Genomic DNA, 17,231 nt, shown 5'->3' with positions numbered 1-17,231 from the left:
CTACCCGGCGTCAAAAGCCTATCGTCAGGCCGATGCCGGTGAAGATGCCGTCATGCGCATCTTCGATTTCATCCAGTTGCCGCAATTGCTCGTCGACCAGCGGCGACTGTGTGCGCGCCTGCTGCAGTCGCACGATCTGGTCTGAAAATGGAAAACCGCGCACCAGTTGACCGCGTATTTCGCCGTTCGGAAACGTGGCGCTATGCACATCGATATAAAAATTGCCGGAGCGAAGCGCAAGCCATTGGGCCTCGGTCAGCACCGCGCTGGCAAGCCAGACTGTCGCACCTTGGCCACGCGTGAGCGCGAATTGCGCAGGTCCGGCCGTACCTGGCGCACCCAGATGAAGGTGTGCCTCGCCGTCATTGAGTCCGGTAGTGACGATGCTGGCGACCATGGCCCCGCTATCCCGGTTGACCGTGACAATCGCGGTGCCGAAGGCATTGCTGGCCGTCGGGGGCACTTGTTCCGCGCCGATCAGGATCGCGTTGAATGCCCTCAACGCGGTATCGTGGCCGCCGCCGCAGGATGACAGCAGCAAACAGCCGCACACGATGTAAAAAATACGAAGGAAAAAAGTGTTCATTTCCGCCTCCTCGTGACAGCTACTTACACTGTAGAACATACAGCATTGATCGGCCTACCTATTGTTGCGGAAACGATAGACAAGGAACATGCCTGTTCAGGGAGCGGTTATCGCGATGGCGAAATGAGCGATGAGTGGGCTACTTCATTTTCCAGTCTGCCACGACTTCCTGCGCGACGCGGAAAGCATCGACTGCCAGCGGTGCGCCGCAATAGACTGCGGCATGCAGCAGCACTTCACGGATTTCTTCCGGTGTCGCGCCATTGTTCAGCGCGCCGCGTAGATGTCCCTTCAATTCATGCGCCCGTCCCAGCGCGGTCAGCATCGAGACGGTGATCAAGCTACGCGTTTTCATTTCCAGGCCCTCACGGCACCACACCGTGCCCCAGGCATTGCGCGTGATGAATTCCTGCAGGGGCATGGTGAAGTCATCGGCATTGGCAAAGGCTTTTTCGACAAAGTCTTCGCCCATGACCTGCTTGCGCTTTTCCAGGCCGTTTTCGAACTGCTGATCCATGCGTTTCTCCGGTGTATGGTGAAGCCGCAAATTATAGGGATATAACAGGCACCGTGGTCATTCGGCATTGCTCGGTGCCGCAGTAGTCGAGTGCCGGGTCAGGTAAGCTTGGGCACGCTGGCGCCGCGCCCATTCCTGGTCGGCTTCGCTCGGCATCACGACCGGTACCTGCAGGCAGACACTTTGCGTCGGCAATACCTGCCGCCAGTCATGGATCAATTTCGCATAGGCGACACCGACCGGACGGATATTGCGTTCGAGATCGTACAAGCCCAAGGCATTGACGTTGCCATTGTTTTCGCGCAACGCGCTGTCCCAGTCGACCTGATCGGTCAACGAATACCAGGTGAATCCGACGATAGGCACGCCATCGTTGCGCACGCGCAGCACATTCGCCCATTGCTTGCGCAGCCAGCACACCGCTTCATCGCCTTTCTGGCCTTGCACCAGATTGGTTTCCGTATGCATGACCGGCAAGCCATAACGGGCATGGTATTGATTGGTGATGACCGAATATCCGAAAATTTCACCCGACGCCTGCATGCTCCCGTCTTCGTGCACCAGGTGCTCGTTGGTCATGTAATAGTCATTGCCCATGATGCAATGATGCTTCAGGTTGTTGTGCATGAAGAAGTGGTATTCGTCACGGCTCATGCCGTTGTCCATCAGATATTCATACATTTCGGAATCTACCCGCCTGCCATAGTTCAGGTCGAGCGACAGGAAGCGCCGCGCGTTAGCCAGCTCGGCCGGCCGGATCGCGCGCGGGTTTTCCGCATGAAAGTATTCGGACGATTCACTCTGAATGAACAAGGCGTCGGGACGCACTTGCAGGATGGCACGCATCGCCAGCACATTCGCCTTGACCAGATGCGTCAGCGCTTTCACGAACGCACGGTCGCTGCTCAACTGTTCATTCCACCAGCCATACATCGCGGAAAACATCGCGCAGACGAACATTTCATTGACCGGCGTATACAACTGCACCCAGGGAAAGCGTTCGGCAAACGATCGCGCATAGTCAGCAAACAATGCGGGGAAATCGGGGTTCTGGAAGTTACCTATCCAGTCTGGCACGCCGAAGTGGCACAGATCGACGATGGGCACCAGGTCGCGCGTACGCAGCGCAAAAAATGTTTCGTCGGCAAACGACCAGTCATAGCGCCGCGGGCCTAGCAGCGAGGTATGCAGCGGCGGACCATAACGCAGGAAATGAATGCCGAGTTCCTGTACCAGATCGAAGTCGGTATCCCAGTCGCGGTAGTGTCCGCATTTCTCCATCTCGTCCATGCGGATGCGACCGCCGGCGATGGTAGGTGCGCTGTTTTCAATACCGGTAGCGAAAATAAATCCGGGCGACATTTGGAATCCTTTCCAGATGCCTCGTAGACTGCCGGCCGGCAGCGAAGTTTCGCCATGTTAAAGCTAAAGCGCGCTCAATCGGCGGTCGCCATGGCTGCAGCGCCGCTGCGCGATCTGATCGCAGCCAGAAAACAGCCAAGCGACAAAATGGATACCGCAAACAGAATGCCAACCAGCCATGCGGGCGATGCGTTGTATTCGACGAATGCAGCGGCGGCCAGCGGTCCGGCCGCTTTCGATAGCAGCGACGGTCCTGCCAGCGCGCCGGCAATCGCGCCATAGTTTTCGCGCCCGAACAAGGCCTGCGGCACGATGCCGCGCACGATGGTCAGGATGCCGTTGCTCATTCCGTAAAGGATGCAAAACACCGCGACGGCGATCTGTTGCTCCCCCAGCAGCAATAAAGCACCCAGCGCGGCGGGCAGCATGGAAAACGTCAATATGCCCACCGCTTGCGGCCGCACCCTGTGCGCGAACACCATTTCGCCGACCCGGCCCGCCACCTGCATCGGACCGATCAGCATCGATACGAGTACCGCAGCGGCGACCGAGTGACCGAAACGTTGCAGCAGCGGAATCAGGTGCACCGACAGCGCGGAAAAAATGAACAGGTTGGTCGAAAACGCAAACGCGAGTTTCCAGAATGCAGGCTCGCGCAGCGCTTCATGCAGGGTAAAGCTGCGTGAAGCATGGGCTGTCACTTGCCGCGCCCGCCGCACGCCGGCAGCCAGCAGCGCATGCAGCGGCATGCATAGCGCCAGATGCATCGCGCCATAGATCAGCAAGGTATCGCGCCAGCCGTAGAGCGTATTGAGCTTGAGCGTCAGCGGCCAGAACACGGTACTGGCCAGACCGCCGAACAAGGTAAGCACCGAAATGCCCTTGCGCGATGCATGCGTGAATTCCCGGTTGATGGTGGCAAACGCGGCTTCGTACAAGGTCATCGCCATTGCGATGCCGATCAGCGTCCATGCGCCAAAATACATCGCCAGCGAGTGGCTGAGTCCGACGCCGATCATGCCCAGCCCGGCGAGCAGCGAGCCGGTGGTCATCACCACGCGGCCACCGATGCGGTCGATCAGCATGCCGGCCGGGGTGGCTGCCAGGCCAGCCACCAGCAGGCTCAAGGAAAATGCGCCGAATACGATGTCGGTGCGCCAGCCAAGCTCGCGCTGAATATCCAAAGCGACGATGGCAAACGCGTAATACAGCGAACCCCACGATACGATTTGGGTGAAGGCGAGCAGGCGGACGATTTTCCAGGGTTCGCGGACGGTCATGGCGCAGGTGGCGGCTAAGTCGGGTTCCAGTGTAACCGGGATGCCAGTGCCGCGTTTCATGTACGGTGCAGCTCTCAGCCGAGCAGTTTGCGTGCGGCCATTGTCAGCGCCTTCGACAGACGTTCCATACGCGGCGACTGCACTTTCCAGCTATGCCAGTACAACGCAACATCGGTCGGGCGCTGCGGCGCGATATCGACCAATGCGCCTTGCCGCTGCAATGCGCCCATCTGCAGTTCAGGCACCATGCCCCACCCCAACCCCAGCGCAATCGCCTGCATATACGCTTCGGACGCCGGAACGTAATGACAGGGATAGGCGCCATCGGTCAAACCGTAATGCTTCAGCAAAAAATCGGCTTGCAACCGGTCCTTGCGATTGAAAACGATCACCGGCGCCTGACGCACGGCCGCGCGAGTCATGCCTTTGGCAAACCACTGCGCGCGAAAATCCGGCGATGCCATGCAGCGATAACGCATCTTGCCCAGCATTTCTGCATTGCATCCGCGCATGGGAAGCGCTTCGGTCGAGATGCAACCGAGCGCCAGACCGGCTTCAAGCAGGGTATAGGTATGGTCTTGATCGTCGACGCTCAGATCGAGCAGCATTCTCTCCCGCAGCAGAAACGGTGCAAGTGCAGGCAACAGCCAACTGTCCAGCGTATCTGCATTGACGGCGATGGCGACGGACAGCGGTGCTGCCTCGCTGTCGGCCAGCTCTGCCTGCAGGTCCTGTTCCAGCGATTGCACGCGGCGCAGATACTGCAACAGCCGCTGGCCGGCCGGGGTGGCGCGGCAAGGACGGGTGCGCACAACCAGCGGCGCACCCAGCGTGGTTTCCAGTGCACGCACGCGTTGCGACACTGCCGACGGCGTCAGGTGGAGCACTATCGCGGCTTGTTCAAAGCTGCCGCTTTCAATCACGGCAAGCACTGCTTCCGACTGGCGGATATCGAGCTTCATTTTAATATGAAGAAAAATTAAGGATAATTAAATTATATTAAGTTTTGTTCATTAAATACCTGCGACCGGCAAGAATGGCAGTCATTCATGAGAAGGAGATTGCCTTGCTAACGTATTACCTGAAAGGGCTGGGCCTGGGCGCCGGATTGATCGTTGCAATCGGTTCGCAGAACGCGCATGTGTTGCGCATGGGTTTGCAACGTCAGCATGTCGCGCTTACGGTGCTGGTATGCATCGTATGTGAAACCTTGCTGATTGCTGCCGGTGTGGCGGGCGTGGGCGCGGCAATCGAGCGGCAACCTCTGCTGGTCGACTTGGCGCGCTGGGGTGGCGCTAGCTTCCTGGCCTGGTATGGATTACGGGCGTGGCGATCCGCATTTGCGCCTCAAGCCTTGCAGGCGCGGGCATCAGCCCAATTGAATCTGCGCCAAGCGCTACTGACGGTGCTCGCTGTTACCCTGCTCAATCCGCATGTCTATCTCGACACCGTGCTCTTGCTCGGCACAGTCGGGGCACAGCAGGGACCGCAGCAGAAATGGTGGTTTGCAGCGGGCGCAATGAGTGCAGCGTTGGTCTGGTTCACGCTGCTTGGCTTCGGCGCGCGGCTATTGTCACACTGGTTCGTCAAGCCGGCGGCATGGCGTATGCTCGATGGCGTGATCGGTGCGGTCATGCTGTTGTTGGCCGCCACGCTGATCCTGCAGCCGGGATGAGCGTGGCGGCTAACAAAGCCGATCAACCCGAAGTCGATCCCTTGATGAAAAGTCCGCCATGCACCGCCGTCAGAATCGCGTCGACCGCCGGATGCTTGATCTTGCGCTCATTCGATATCGCATAAAACTGCTCCCGCAATTGCGACAGTTCGCCGACGGGTTCGGCCCCGATTTCTTCGCGCACATCATCGGCCAGCGCCGATGGTGCCGGGAACAAGCCGTGTCCATGGCGCGCAAAGGTATTGAGCAAGGCATTGTCATCGAATTCGCCGACTATATCGGGCCGCACGTCATGGCTTTCAAACCATTGATCGAAGCGGCCGCGAATCGCATGATTGCGCGTCGGCAGCAATAGCGGCGCGCCATGCAGGCTTTTGGGAAAGCCTTCGCGATAACGCTCGGCCAGCGCGGGCAAACCGAACAGACTTAGTTCGCTTTCCCCCAGCAAATGACTGAACACCCGCAGGGTCGTGCCTGACGGTACCGGCCGGTCGGTAAGAATCACATCGAGCTTGTGAACCGACAGGTCTCCGAGCAAGGATTCGAAATCGTCTTCGTGACAAACCAGCTTGACCTTTTGCGGCAGTTTCAGCGCCGCCTCAAGCAAACGCGATGCGATCAGTTTCGGCAAGGAATCGGAAAGACCGACGGTCAGGCGCATGGTCTTGCCGATATCGGTTTCGGTCAGCACTTCCTGCATCTGCTCGCCGAGCAGAAAAATCTGATCGGCATATCCGAGCGCCACCCGGCCTGCCTCGGTCAGCACCAGACGGCGTCCCTGCGGCGCAAGCAAGGCCTTGCCGATCGACTGCTCGAGCAACGCGAGCTGAGCGCTGATTGTCTGGATGGCAACGTCGAGCCGTTCTGCTGCCCGGGTCACGCTGCCTTCTTTGGCTACTACCCAAAAATAGTAGAGATGGCGAAAATTCAGTCCGGTTGTTTTCATATTCTGTTTTTTCGAAGTCAGGTTCTGATTATCTTCGCTTTTTCACGGATGGCAAGCGTTTTACCATTCTGGCTGCATTTGAAAGGAGAGTCCGATGCAACAGTGACAACAGTTATTAGATCGCTGTAAGGAATAAGTAAATGACACTGTTTAAGCATTTTTAAAAGGACAACATCATGAATGAACGCACCGGTTCGCTGCGTCGTGCGCCTTTCGGCGCGCAAAACGCGACTGCCATTATTGACGCCGCATCGCACAAGGTACTGCGCAATACCTACATGCTGCTGGCATTGACGCTGGGTTTCAGCGCCATCACTGCAGGCGTCTCGGCCGCTCTGCGACTGCCGCACCCAGGCATACTGCTCACCATGGTCGGCTACTTCGGCCTGCTGTTTTTGGTTAACAAGTATAAAGACCGCGGCCTTGGCGTGGCACTTGTCTTTGCATTGACCGGTTTCATGGGCTACACCCTCGGTCCCGTGCTGAACCATTATCTGAACATGCCCAACGGCACGCAGACGGTGATGCTGGCCATGGGCGGTACCGGCGCAATTTTCATGGGGCTGTCAGCATATGCGCTGGTGACCAAGCGCGATCTGTCATTCATGGGTGGCTTCCTCGCCATCGGCATACTGGTCGCCTTCCTGGCGGGGCTGGCAGCGATCTTTCTGAAGATCCCAGCCCTGTCGCTGACGGTATCGGCGGTATTCGTGCTGCTGATGTCGGGCATGATCCTGTATGAAACCAACAGCATCGTACGCGGAGGCGAAACCAACTATGTGATGGCGACACTAAGCTTGTTTGTATCCATCTTCAATCTGTTCACCAGCCTGCTGCATTTGCTGGGATTCAGCACCAGCGACTAAGGAACGTGTACGGAATAAGTTACCGATTTGGACGCGTCCGACGGGATGCGCTGCAAGGCGCGAGAAGGAGTCATAGCGAGCTATGGCGACGCCGAGCAACGCTGCAGCGCGCCCGTCAGACGTGAACCAAATCGGGAAATTATTTCGTGCACGTTCCTAAGTAACGAACAAGCAACAGGCGGCGAGCGTGTCTCGCCGCTCCCCCTGGCCCGCGGATCGATCGAGGGCGCCAACGCAACCGGCGCCCTCGCTTTTTGGGCATAACAACGACAATTGAAATAGGACAGCAGCATGATTGAATTACTTTCTGATCCGCAGGTCTGGATTGCCTTCCTCACCCTCACCGCGCTGGAACTGGTGCTGGGTATCGACAACATCATTTTCATTTCCATTCTGGTCGACAAGCTGCCGAAGGAAAAACAGGAATTCACGCGGCGCCTGGGCTTGTTCCTCGCCATGTTCATGCGTATCGGCTTGCTGCTGACCTTGTCATGGATCGTCGGCATGACGCAACCGCTGTTTACGATATTGGGACAAGGCTTCTCGGGACGCGATATCGTGCTGCTGCTTGGCGGATTGTTCCTGCTATACAAGAGCGTCGGCGAGATTCACGAAACCTTTGAAGGCGCCGAACATGGCGCAAGCGCTGCGGTGAAAAGCACGTTTGCCGGGATCGTGTTGCAAATCATGGTGATCGACCTGGTGTTTTCGCTCGATTCGATCATCACTGCCGTCGGCATGGTGGACCAGATTGCCGTGATGATTGCCGCCGTCGTGGTATCGGTCGCATTGATGATGTTTTTCGCCGGTCCGATCGGACGCTTCGTGTCCGAACATCCGACCATCAAGATGCTCGCGCTGTCTTTCCTGGTTGTCGTTTCGGTGGTGCTGATCGCCGAAGGCTTCGGTCACCACGTGCCGAAAGGCTATATCTACAGTGCAATGGCATTCTCGGTCATCGTGGAAATGCTGAATATCCGCCTGAGAAGGCGTTCCACGCGCGAGGAATTGGCGGCGACCACTTATACACCGGACTCGGGCCTACACAAACACCACTGATACCTCCTCTGAAGCAGCACTATGCTGCTACTTGGCCGGCACGGAGCATCTGCTTCCTGCCGGCTTTTTTTCGTGCTGCGCCGATCGATTACTTGCCAGGTAATCGACGTAACTCCCGTTCAGGCCGACACTTGTTGCAACAGCAAAACAGATCGCTGCGCAAGCGATACACTGCTGCTTGCAAATTCACAGAAGCTGCAATTTTCACGGGAACGACCATGACACCAGTTCAGGCACAGGCAGTCCGTACACCGAACGCCACCCACGAGCGCTATTTCAGCGACTTCGCGTCGGCGTTGCGCTATTGGCGTGAAAAGCGGGGTTTTACGCAGTTGCGGCTGTCCGCGGAAAGCGGCATTTCGCAGCGCCATATCAGCTTCCTGGAAAGTGGCCGTTCGCAACCGAGCAAGGAAATGGTGCTCAAGCTCGGGATCGTGCTGGAGGTTCCGCTACGGCAGCGCAACGTGATGTTGCTTGCGGCCGGCTTTGCGCCGGCTTACCAGGAACGCAGCCTGTCCGACCCCGAACTGCATGCTGTCAAGCAGGCGCTCGATTTCATGCTGCAACAGCAGGCACCGTATCCGGCAGTGGTGGTCGACCGTCTGTGGAACCTGGTGATGCCGAACGGTCCGGCAGCGATGATGGTCCGGTGGTTGCTCGGGATGCCGGAACAGCAACCGATTCCGCGCGACGGGCAAATCAACATGGCAAGACTGATGCTCGACCCGGCCGGCCTGCGGCCCTATATTCCAAACTGGCGCGATGTATGCGGCGACATGCTGCACTGGATACAGCGGGAAGCGATGAGCGACGGACCGGGCAGCGATGCAATGCTGCTGCTGGATGAATTGCTGGCGTTCGACGGGATTGCCGCTGCCACGCGGACGCCCAATCTCGATGCGCGCGCGTTGCCTTTCCTGCCGGTGATGCTGAAAAAGGGTGGTGTGTCGCTCAATCTGTTCACCACCATTGCGACGCTGGGTACACCGCACGATGTGACCGTGCACGAATTGCGCGTCGAGTCCTTCTTTCCGGCCGACGCCGCAACCGCCGCATGGTTTCACGCAGTCGCGGCCAATGGCCGCATCAGCCCGGAAGCCACATCGGCATAGCGCAATGCCGCCGCCGGCAAATGACGGCGCCAATCCAAAGCCGGTAATATCTGGCGATGGATAATCTCAGCCACTCTGTCGCCGGCCTCGCTGCCGGCGAACTGCTCCATCGCAGCCTTACCCCCGAATCCGACCCTGCCCGCCAAAGCGTCCGTCATCGCCTCCTATTGCTGTCCTGCTGGCTGGCGAGTAATTTCCCCGATCTGGATCTGATACTGACGCCGCTGATGCCGGCGCCGCTGGGCTATCTGCTGCATCACCGCGGGCATACGCATACGATGCTGTACGCTTTGCCGCAAGCCTTGCTGCTGGCGCTGCTGTTCTGGCTGTTATGGCCTGCCGCACGGCGCCTGCTCACGGCAAGCCGTACCGCGCGCATCGGATTCGCCCTGAGCCTGGCGATCGGTTTCGGACTGCATCTGATGATGGATTACCTGAACTCCTACGGCATCCATCCATTTCACCCTTTCGATTCGCGCTGGCTGTATGGCGACATGGTGTTCATCCTGGAACCGGTATTCTGGATCGCGTTCGGCATGCCGCTGGCGCTGATGGTGCCGGGCCGTGCGCTCAAAGCGCTGCTGGCCGCGCTGCTGGTTGCGATCTCGGTGTACTTTACCCTGCGCGGCTTTCTGTCATGGGGATCGCTTGCGGCGCTGCTGGCGATTGCCGCCGCGACCGGCATTGTGCAGTGGCGCGCATCGGTGCAAGGGCGCGCTGCGCTTGCACTGTCCATTGTCTTTGCTTGCGGCTTTGTCTTGCTGCAGTACCAGGCTTCGCAGCGCGCGAAAGAAATCGTCGCGCACTTTCTGGTACAGCGCGATGCCGGCACGCGGGTACTCGATGCATCGATGTCGGCCTTTCCGGCCAATCCCTTGTGTTGGGCGTTCGTCTCCGTCGAGAGTAATGAAATCGCCGGCACCTATGATCTCAAGCGCGGCATCGTCAGCATCGCGCCCGACATCATGCCGCCCGCCTCCTGTCCGGAAAATTTCGCCGACGTGGCGCGCCAGAAAGCCGCCACCCCGGCCATTGCGCTGTTTGCGGAAGACCAAGGGAACTTGCATGCCCTGCGTTCGCTGCGCTCGGAAAATTGTCATTTCGATGCATGGCTGCGCTTTGCGCGCACACCGCTGGTCGATAACAAACAGGCTACCGATATCCGCTTTGCCAGCTCGCCGCGCGGCAATTTTTCGACGCTGGAATTTGCCGCATTTGCCGAATCCGCCTGTCCTGAGAATGTCCCGGCATGGGGTTACCCGCGGCTTGATCTATTGATTCCGGATTCCTCTTTCAATCACGCCGCGCAATAACGTACAGAAATTTCCGTGCGGAGCCTCTTTCCTGCAGCGCTGCTGACCGAGCGCAGCGACCATGTGTACCGGCTATATGGTGCGCGGTGCGTGGTCGGTGTACTGGCGCTTGGCAGGAAGCTGCCGCATGAACCGACGGCGCCGCTGCACAATCCGCTGGCGGTCTTGCGCCATCCCCGCTTTACGAAGCTAATGTGACGGCACTTCGAACACCGCACCAATAGAGCCTGTTCGCGTATCGGCGTGAGAGTGGCGCGTGTCGCCGTACTTCCACATCAGCGGTTGTTGGCAGCCTCTTTCACATGGTCAAGGGCTGCAGCGCCGGGTTTGACGCTGCCGTCCGGCTGCGGCACTTCGATAGGGGTGACCACGACCGGTGCGACGCCCTTTTCCTGGATATCCAGTTTCTTTGCGGTCTGCGGCGTCAAGTCGACGATGCGGCCATCGACATACGGACCACGATCGCGGATTTCCACCACTTCGGACTTGCCGTTGTCGAGATTGGTCACTTCAGCTTTGGTACCAAGGGGCAAGGTTTTGCTGGCGGCGCTATTGGAATTGGGGTCCATCGGCGTACCATCCGCCATTTTCCGCCCTGTGAATTTTTTTGCGTAATACGAGGCCTCGCCTTTGCGTGGCTGACCGGAATGATCCAGCTTGGGCTTAGTCGCTTTTTGCGTGGCTTGCGGCTTGGCTGCGTCTTTAGCTGTTTCCGCCAGGGCCGGAGCTGCAAGGCAGGAAACCATTAGCGCGGCGCCGATATGCAGACAGCATGACAGATGCTTCATCGTCGGTACTCCTCATAGAATGGACTCCGAAATGCGCGCCGGGAAATGCGGGGAAATTGATGATGATGCGCGCAGGGAGCGTGGATCGGCCGCGAGGGAAGAATGCGGCAATTGCGTGATCGCAGCGCTCTATAGGGTTACCGGTTCGATAGGCCTGTACTACGAAAGTTTCTGCTCTTGGCTAACATCGGATAACTGCCGCGATTCGACTTTGATCGTACGCATAAAAACCATGCAATTCTTGTTCTTTCGAAGCGGAACATTCTTCGCTTCCATGGCATCTTAGAATGAATTACAGTGCAATGCTGCAATCTCATCGTGCAGTGCGCCTGAGCAGCTTGCCCATGCCGTCTCTTGCGCATTTCATCCGATCGACTTCTGTCTTTAAGCCATCATGCCGAGCACGTTCAACATTCTCATCATTGGCGCGCTATTTTGCGTCGTCATGCTGCTCGTGCTGATTTCGCTATTGCGCAGCGGTACACCTGGCATACGTGAATGGGCAGTTGCCAATGGCTTGGGCTTCGTTGCCCTGCTGTTATATGCGTTCGGCAAGGAGTTGTCGGCACCGGTCGCGTATGAAGTCGCCAATGGAATCTATGCAGCGGCGAGCGCAGCCATCCTGGCCGGCTTCCGACGCTTTTTCAGTCGCAAACTGCATATGCGTATCCTGGCGGCAGCCGTAGTGGCGATGGTCGCCGCCATTGCAGTCTTCCATTACCTTATCGATTCATTCGCACTGCGTACAGTATCGGTCGCGCTTTTCCAAGGCGCAATCTGCCTAGGCATCGGCATGACGATCATGCGGTCGCGCCAGGCGTGGCGCTCGCGCTATCCTTATTTCTTCACGGCTGGCATGGCAGGCCTGATTATGGCCGGGCACGCAATGCGTGCCATTCTGTATCTGTCACGCCAAGGCGAATTGACCTCGCTGCTGCAACCGTCGCCATGGAATCTGTTTTTCCTGTCGGCAGGTACCTTTGTACTCCCGGTGCTCACCATCGGCGCCGTCATGATGGTGCATGACACCATGCTGGCCAAGGCGGAGCATGCAGCCAACCGCGATTTCCTGACCGGCGCCTGGTCGCGCCGTGCACTGTTTGAACTGGCCGAGCGTGAATTATCGCTGACAAGGCGTACCAGCCGTTCGATGGCCTTACTGCTGCTCGACATCGATAACTTCAAGGCGATCAACGATACCTGGGGACATGCAACCGGTGACCAGGTGTTGATTGATGCAGTGCTACGCGCCGAAACCGCGATTCGCGGCGTCGATTATTTCTCCCGGGTCGGCGGCGAGGAATTTGCGGTGCTGCTGCCGGAAACCAGCCGCAGTGCCGCCGTCATGGTGGCCGAACGCATACGCATCACAATGGAAGGCAGTGCGCACGCAATCCATATCGAAGGGCAGCCGGAGACACCGGCATACACCGTGAGCATCGGCCTGGCGATGCTGCGCGACACCGATTCCTTCCAGGAATTGATGCGACGGGCCGATGCAGCGTTGTATGCGGCGAAAGCGTCGGGGCGAAATCGCGTCGCCTGCGACTGAACGGGACAGCGTAGAGGGCTGTCGGTATCCATCCATTCGGTTTGGTGCTTCAAGGCACAGAATAATCACCGCTCGTTTGAGCATTCCGAATTCATGTTCCAACAGCGGAAGGCATACTGAACTGACGCGCCGCCTGCCGATACATGACTGATTGGATTGATCGGTCCTACTTACATGTTCTCGCACAGGTGGCTATTCCACCCAATGGCCACCTAGGCTTTCGAGGAGCGCGAGATGACGCATTCCGCCGACCTGCAAACCGCGTTACATGCGGTGGCGGAGGGCTTACTGTTATTGTCGAGCGACTTGCGCATTGTCGATGCCAACCCTTCTTTTTTGCAGCGCCGGGCCTTGCAGCGAGAACAAGTGCTGGGCCGCAGCATCTTTGAATTATTTCCTGAGCACGACAGCATGCCGGCTGATAATGCGCACCCCGATCTGGTGCCGGTCGATGCCTTGCACGCGAGCGAAGCACGATTGCGCCTTGCGCTGGAAGCGGCAGGCGATGGCGTATGGGAATGGGATATCGGCGGCGACGAATTCATCTTGTCGCGGCGTGGCCGTGCCATGCTGGGCTATAGCGAAACCGATGTCGGCACATCGCTGATACATTGGATCGCGATTACGCATCCTGAAGATCTCCAGCGTGTGCGTGATCATGTGATGGATTGCATACGAGGACGCCTCTCCTTCATGTCTTGCGAATACCGTGTGCGTTGCCGTGACGGCAACTGGAAATGGGTGCTGGCACGCGGCGCCGTGGTCGACCGGAGCGAGGATGGGTGGGCGCGGCGCATGGTCGGCACCACCGTCGATATTTCATCGGAACAGGAGACCTTGCGGCGCGCCAATTTCGATGCGCTGACCGGCTTGCCCAACCGCAGCCTGTTCCGTGAACGCCTGCAATATGAAGTCACCGCCTCGCGCCGCAGCGGCCGCCTGCTGGCCTTGCTGTTTATCGATCTCGACCGGTTCAAGGAAGTCAATGACTTGCTCGGCCATGATGCGGGCGATGAACTGCTCAAGCAGACCGCGGCGCGCATCCGCGCCAGCGTACGCGAAGTCGATACCGTAGCGCGTCTGGGCGGCGATGAATTCACTGTCATTCTGACCAATCTCGATGGCCGCTCGCATGTGGAAAACATCGCGGAGAAAATTCTGTCCGCCATCAGCCGTCCCTACCTGCTGAATCAGGAAGAGATCTATGTTTCCGGCAGCATTGGCATCACGCTGCATCCAGGCGATGCAAGCGAACCCGAGCGCCTGGTGCGCAATGCCGATCAGGCAATGTATGTGGCGAAGAATGCGGGACGCAATCAGTTCAGCTTCTTTACCAAGTCGATGCAGGATCAGGCATGGCAACGCCTGAAACTGATCGGCGAATTGCGCAATGCGCTGCCGCAGCGGCAGCTGAAAGTGTATTTCCAGCCGGTCGTGGATTTGCGCAGCGGTCAAGTGGTCAAGGGTGAAGCGCTGCTGCGCTGGTTGCATCCGGTGCGCGGCCTGATATGCCCCAACGAGTTCGTTGTGCTGGCCGAAGAAACCGGATTGATCAATGAAATCGGCAATTGGGTTTTCATGCAGGCGGCGGCATGGTCGAAACGCTGGAGCACGCTGCGCGGCAACGTATTCCAGATCAGCGTCAACAAATCGCCGGTACAGTTTCTTGCCAATGCCAAGTCGCCGAACTGGGGCGCGTATCTCAAGGATCTGGGTCTGGACTGGAACAGCATGTCGGTGGAAATCACCGAAAGCTTGCTGCTCAATGCGACCGATGCGACTGCGGAAAAATTGTTCAGCTTGCGTGATGCCGGCGTACAGGTGGCGATCGACGATTTCGGCACCGGCTATTCATCGATGGCTTATCTGAAGAAATTCGCTGTCGATTATCTGAAGGTCGATCAGTCTTTCATTCGCGATACCGCATGCAACAGCACTAGCCGCACGATTGCTGAAACCATCATCGTGATGGCCCATAAGCTGGGGCTGCAAGTGATCGCGGAAGGCGTTGAAACAGAAGAGCAGCGCAACTGGCTGACGGAAGCGGGTTGCGATTTTGCGCAGGGATTCCTGTTTTCGGAACCGGTACCGCCGGAAGCATTCGAGCAATTGTTGAACATTCCTTATGCCAGGTTGGCATCGTAGCTTGTCAATCTGGATTGCCGTTCTGTTATGTATTCGAACGATATACAAAAAGGTATTGAACTAGGGAAATGAAATTCTGTCTAGGTCAGGTGTCTCCATCCTGGAAGAATAAAGAATGCCTCCTCGTTCGCCCCCTGAACGCATCGTGATTCTTGTCTTCGTGCTCACTGCAGCCGTGGCGGCATGCGATAACAAAGCGCGCGATATCGACCGCGCCGCGACCCAGCCGACGTCGCCGGCAAAAACGCAAAAGAGCTGGAATGTCGTTCCCGCACTTGGGGTGCGCGGATAGTGAGTCGACGCTGAAACGAAGTGTTCGCGGAGCGACTACAATGGCGGGGCGCAAGCACCTGGTACCTTCTTTCCTCCCTACCTTGCATATATTCGTTATCGGACAAAGCGATGGACAGCGTAAACGACAAAACAACACAAGAACCGGTCGCGCGGCCCTGGATCGTGCTGACGACGACTTATGACGTCGAAGCATGGATCGATAACTACAATTGGGAACTGCAGCGGGCCATAGAAAAAAAGAATACGAATGGCCATGGCATATGCTTCGGGCTTGAGCATGGCGGAGAGATTTATCTGCATACCACGCAGGACGGGGATGTGGTGCTGGACGTGACGCCGGAGGCGGAATGGGTGGCGCCGTTGATTTCGGCGGCGACGCATATTGCGCAGCCGGCATCGCAGATCTGGGCGTTGCCGGGAGATGCGTTGACGCAGTTGATTCTTGGACTAAGTCCCTTGATTGCTACCACGCGGATTGTGGTGAATCATGATTTCAAGATTCGCAAAGTGTGGTGAGGTTTAGAGCAGATTGCGTATCGGTGTGAGGGTAGCGAAGCGGTCTGCTCTAGGGTTTTACTTAGTTGATGGATTCTTCGGCCGGCGTGACCGACCAGCTGCTGCGTTTCCGCGACAATGGCGTGCAGGTGGCGCTCGACGATTTCGCCACCGGCTTCCTGCCTGATCAGGCGGCACTCACTCTATTACCTCACGCGTAATCGACCCACGCATGGCAAGCAACGATGATGTGTTCACCGACGCGGCAAATCGTGTGCCGCTCCGGATCATCCACCCTGTTGCGGCCGCATGCCGCCGATAAAGGAGCTTGCCATGTTCAACGTTCAATCGCCCTCTTTCCTGCGCCGCGTCTTGCTGGCGGATGCCATTACCGGCGTTGCCACAGGCTTGATGTTGGTGTTCGGTGCCGATGCACTGGAAAGCCTGCTGGCTATTCCTGCCGCCCTACTGCAGAGCGCGGGCATCGTGCTGCTGCCCCTCGCCGGCCTGATCGCCTTGCTTGCCACGCGTGCCCAGCCGCCACGCATCGCAGTATGGGCGGTCATCGCCTGCAATGCGATGTGGACCATCGACAGTTTTGTCCTCTTGCTTTCGGGCTGGATTGCGCCCAATAGTCTGGGACAGGGATTCATCGTCCTGCAGGCGGTAGTCGTTGCAGTCTTTGCCGAGTTGGAATACTTTGCGTTGCGCAAGAATGCGGCCGTCGCAGCATGCTGACCAAAACAAAACAGGGCGGTGATCGACCGCCCTGTTTTAATCCTGCTGTGTGCCGGCATCAATAGCGGCTGCGCCGCACCGTGCGTCCGGCATGCTTGCGAAAGATGCGGGACTGAACCGTACGCCACAAAAAACCGGCAATCGCGAGAAAAATCATCTTGCGCATGAAAACCTCCATTGTGGAAATCCGATAGATGTCTTTCAGACGCCGCACCTACTTGATGGTTCCGGTGCAGGTATCCGGCCGACCATGCCAAGGTCGTAGGCACTTCGAGTAATGTCGTACATCTGCCAGGCAACGATCACCATCACCCTCTGGTTGGAGATAGAGGTTGCTATACGACTGGAAAAAAATGGCGAAAGGAAGGATATTCGAACAGCGGATTTTTCATTAAGGTAATGATGGGCACTGACGGCAACGGTATGGCAAGACGCGAGCTTAGCGTGTTTGCTCTTGCTGCGCTTTTTGCGTTCGATCGGGATTACGCTCGTGATTCCACCTG

19 protein-coding genes are annotated in these 17,231 nt (G+C 57.7%); 12 read left to right on the top strand and 7 right to left on the bottom strand.

Annotation, left to right across the window (positions count from 1 at the left end; translation table 11 throughout):
• Positions 1–10: 10 nt before the first annotated feature.
• The 5 genes from D3871_RS01725 to D3871_RS01705 all read right to left on the bottom strand — a co-directional run bounded on the left by D3871_RS01725 (position 11) and on the right by D3871_RS01705 (position 4,713).
• Complete coding sequence (locus D3871_RS01725) at positions 11–586, bottom strand: CHRD domain-containing protein (RefSeq protein WP_158597852.1); 576 nt, start codon at positions 584–586, stop codon at positions 11–13.
• A 139-nt stretch (positions 587–725) separates the two neighbouring features.
• Positions 726–1,103 (bottom strand): 4-carboxymuconolactone decarboxylase, encoded by a 378-nt coding sequence (pcaC, locus tag D3871_RS01720; RefSeq protein ID WP_119767339.1) that lies wholly within the window; start codon positions 1,101–1,103, stop codon positions 726–728.
• A gap of 57 nt (positions 1,104–1,160) precedes the next feature.
• Positions 1,161–2,465, bottom strand: a complete 1,305-nt coding sequence (locus D3871_RS01715) for a family 1 glycosylhydrolase (protein WP_119767338.1) — start codon at positions 2,463–2,465, stop codon at positions 1,161–1,163.
• Between the two features lie 74 nt (positions 2,466–2,539).
• Positions 2,540–3,805, bottom strand: a complete 1,266-nt coding sequence (locus D3871_RS01710) for an MFS transporter (protein WP_233575480.1) — start codon at positions 3,803–3,805, stop codon at positions 2,540–2,542.
• Between the two features lie 14 nt (positions 3,806–3,819).
• Positions 3,820–4,713 carry an HTH-type transcriptional regulator ArgP gene (locus D3871_RS01705; RefSeq protein ID WP_199724785.1) on the bottom strand — a complete coding sequence of 298 codons (894 nt, stop codon included), beginning with the start codon at positions 4,711–4,713 and terminating at the stop codon, positions 3,820–3,822.
• A 68-nt stretch (positions 4,714–4,781) separates the two neighbouring features.
• Between D3871_RS01705 and D3871_RS01700 the strand changes: the two genes are divergently transcribed.
• Entirely contained in the window at positions 4,782–5,420 is a 639-nt protein-coding gene (locus D3871_RS01700) for a LysE/ArgO family amino acid transporter (RefSeq protein WP_119767336.1), read from the top strand.
• A gap of 22 nt (positions 5,421–5,442) precedes the next feature.
• Here the strand turns inward: D3871_RS01700 and nhaR are convergent, their stop codons facing one another.
• Positions 5,443–6,366 carry a transcriptional activator NhaR gene (gene nhaR, locus D3871_RS01695; protein ID WP_119767335.1) on the bottom strand — a complete coding sequence of 308 codons (924 nt, stop codon included), beginning with the start codon at positions 6,364–6,366 and terminating at the stop codon, positions 5,443–5,445.
• Between the two features lie 176 nt (positions 6,367–6,542).
• Here nhaR and D3871_RS01690 point away from each other — a divergent pair, with 176 nt between their 5' ends.
• The 5 genes from D3871_RS01690 to D3871_RS01670 all read left to right on the top strand — a co-directional run bounded on the left by D3871_RS01690 (position 6,543) and on the right by D3871_RS01670 (position 10,914).
• Entirely contained in the window at positions 6,543–7,232 is a 690-nt protein-coding gene (locus D3871_RS01690) for a Bax inhibitor-1/YccA family protein (RefSeq protein ID WP_119767334.1), read from the top strand.
• A 291-nt stretch (positions 7,233–7,523) separates the two neighbouring features.
• Positions 7,524–8,291: a TerC family protein gene (locus D3871_RS01685; protein ID WP_119767333.1), complete on the top strand. Its 768-nt coding sequence runs from the start codon at positions 7,524–7,526 to the stop codon at positions 8,289–8,291.
• Positions 8,292–8,509: 218 nt separating this feature from the next.
• Entirely contained in the window at positions 8,510–9,403 is an 894-nt protein-coding gene (locus D3871_RS01680; protein ID WP_119767332.1) for a helix-turn-helix domain-containing protein, read from the top strand.
• 56 nt (positions 9,404–9,459) lie between these two features.
• Positions 9,460–10,716 (top strand): metal-dependent hydrolase, encoded by a 1,257-nt coding sequence (locus tag D3871_RS01675; RefSeq protein ID WP_119767331.1) that lies wholly within the window; start codon positions 9,460–9,462, stop codon positions 10,714–10,716.
• 15 nt (positions 10,717–10,731) lie between these two features.
• Entirely contained in the window at positions 10,732–10,914 is a 183-nt protein-coding gene (locus tag D3871_RS01670) for a hypothetical protein (RefSeq protein ID WP_119767330.1), read from the top strand.
• Positions 10,915–10,991: 77 nt separating this feature from the next.
• Here the strand turns inward: D3871_RS01670 and D3871_RS01665 are convergent, their stop codons facing one another.
• On the bottom strand, positions 10,992–11,504 hold the full coding sequence (locus D3871_RS01665) for a septal ring lytic transglycosylase RlpA family protein (RefSeq protein ID WP_233575479.1): 513 nt from the start codon (positions 11,502–11,504) through the stop codon (positions 10,992–10,994).
• Positions 11,505–11,898: 394 nt separating this feature from the next.
• Here D3871_RS01665 and D3871_RS01660 point away from each other — a divergent pair, with 394 nt between their 5' ends.
• The 6 genes from D3871_RS01660 (at position 11,899) to D3871_RS01645 (ending at position 16,728) form a co-directional block, all read left to right on the top strand.
• The gene (locus tag D3871_RS01660) at positions 11,899–13,056 is read left to right on the top strand and encodes a GGDEF domain-containing protein (RefSeq protein WP_119767329.1); all 1,158 of its coding nucleotides are present in this window, start codon (positions 11,899–11,901) and stop codon (positions 13,054–13,056) included.
• Positions 13,057–13,290: 234 nt separating this feature from the next.
• Positions 13,291–15,201 (top strand): putative bifunctional diguanylate cyclase/phosphodiesterase, encoded by a 1,911-nt coding sequence (locus D3871_RS01655; RefSeq protein WP_119767328.1) that lies wholly within the window; start codon positions 13,291–13,293, stop codon positions 15,199–15,201.
• Positions 15,202–15,316: 115 nt separating this feature from the next.
• Positions 15,317–15,493, top strand: a complete 177-nt coding sequence (locus D3871_RS30110; RefSeq protein WP_158597851.1) for a hypothetical protein — start codon at positions 15,317–15,319, stop codon at positions 15,491–15,493.
• Between the two features lie 110 nt (positions 15,494–15,603).
• Positions 15,604–16,011, top strand: coding sequence for a hypothetical protein (locus D3871_RS01650; RefSeq protein WP_119767327.1), 408 nt, complete (start codon positions 15,604–15,606; stop codon positions 16,009–16,011).
• Positions 16,012–16,076: 65 nt separating this feature from the next.
• Positions 16,077–16,211 carry a hypothetical protein gene (locus tag D3871_RS31270; RefSeq protein ID WP_274381688.1) on the top strand — a complete coding sequence of 45 codons (135 nt, stop codon included), beginning with the start codon at positions 16,077–16,079 and terminating at the stop codon, positions 16,209–16,211.
• Between the two features lie 112 nt (positions 16,212–16,323).
• Positions 16,324–16,728 (top strand): hypothetical protein, encoded by a 405-nt coding sequence (locus tag D3871_RS01645; protein ID WP_119769816.1) that lies wholly within the window; start codon positions 16,324–16,326, stop codon positions 16,726–16,728.
• Positions 16,729–17,231 lie beyond the last annotated feature (503 nt).

Origin of the sequence: Noviherbaspirillum saxi (assembly GCF_003591035.1) — a bacterium.
In the GTDB taxonomy this organism is placed as follows: Bacteria; Pseudomonadota; Gammaproteobacteria; order Burkholderiales; family Burkholderiaceae_D; genus Noviherbaspirillum; species Noviherbaspirillum saxi.
Note: the sequence above shows the minus strand (reverse complement) of the source record. Positions and strands in the feature narration are given on the sequence as shown.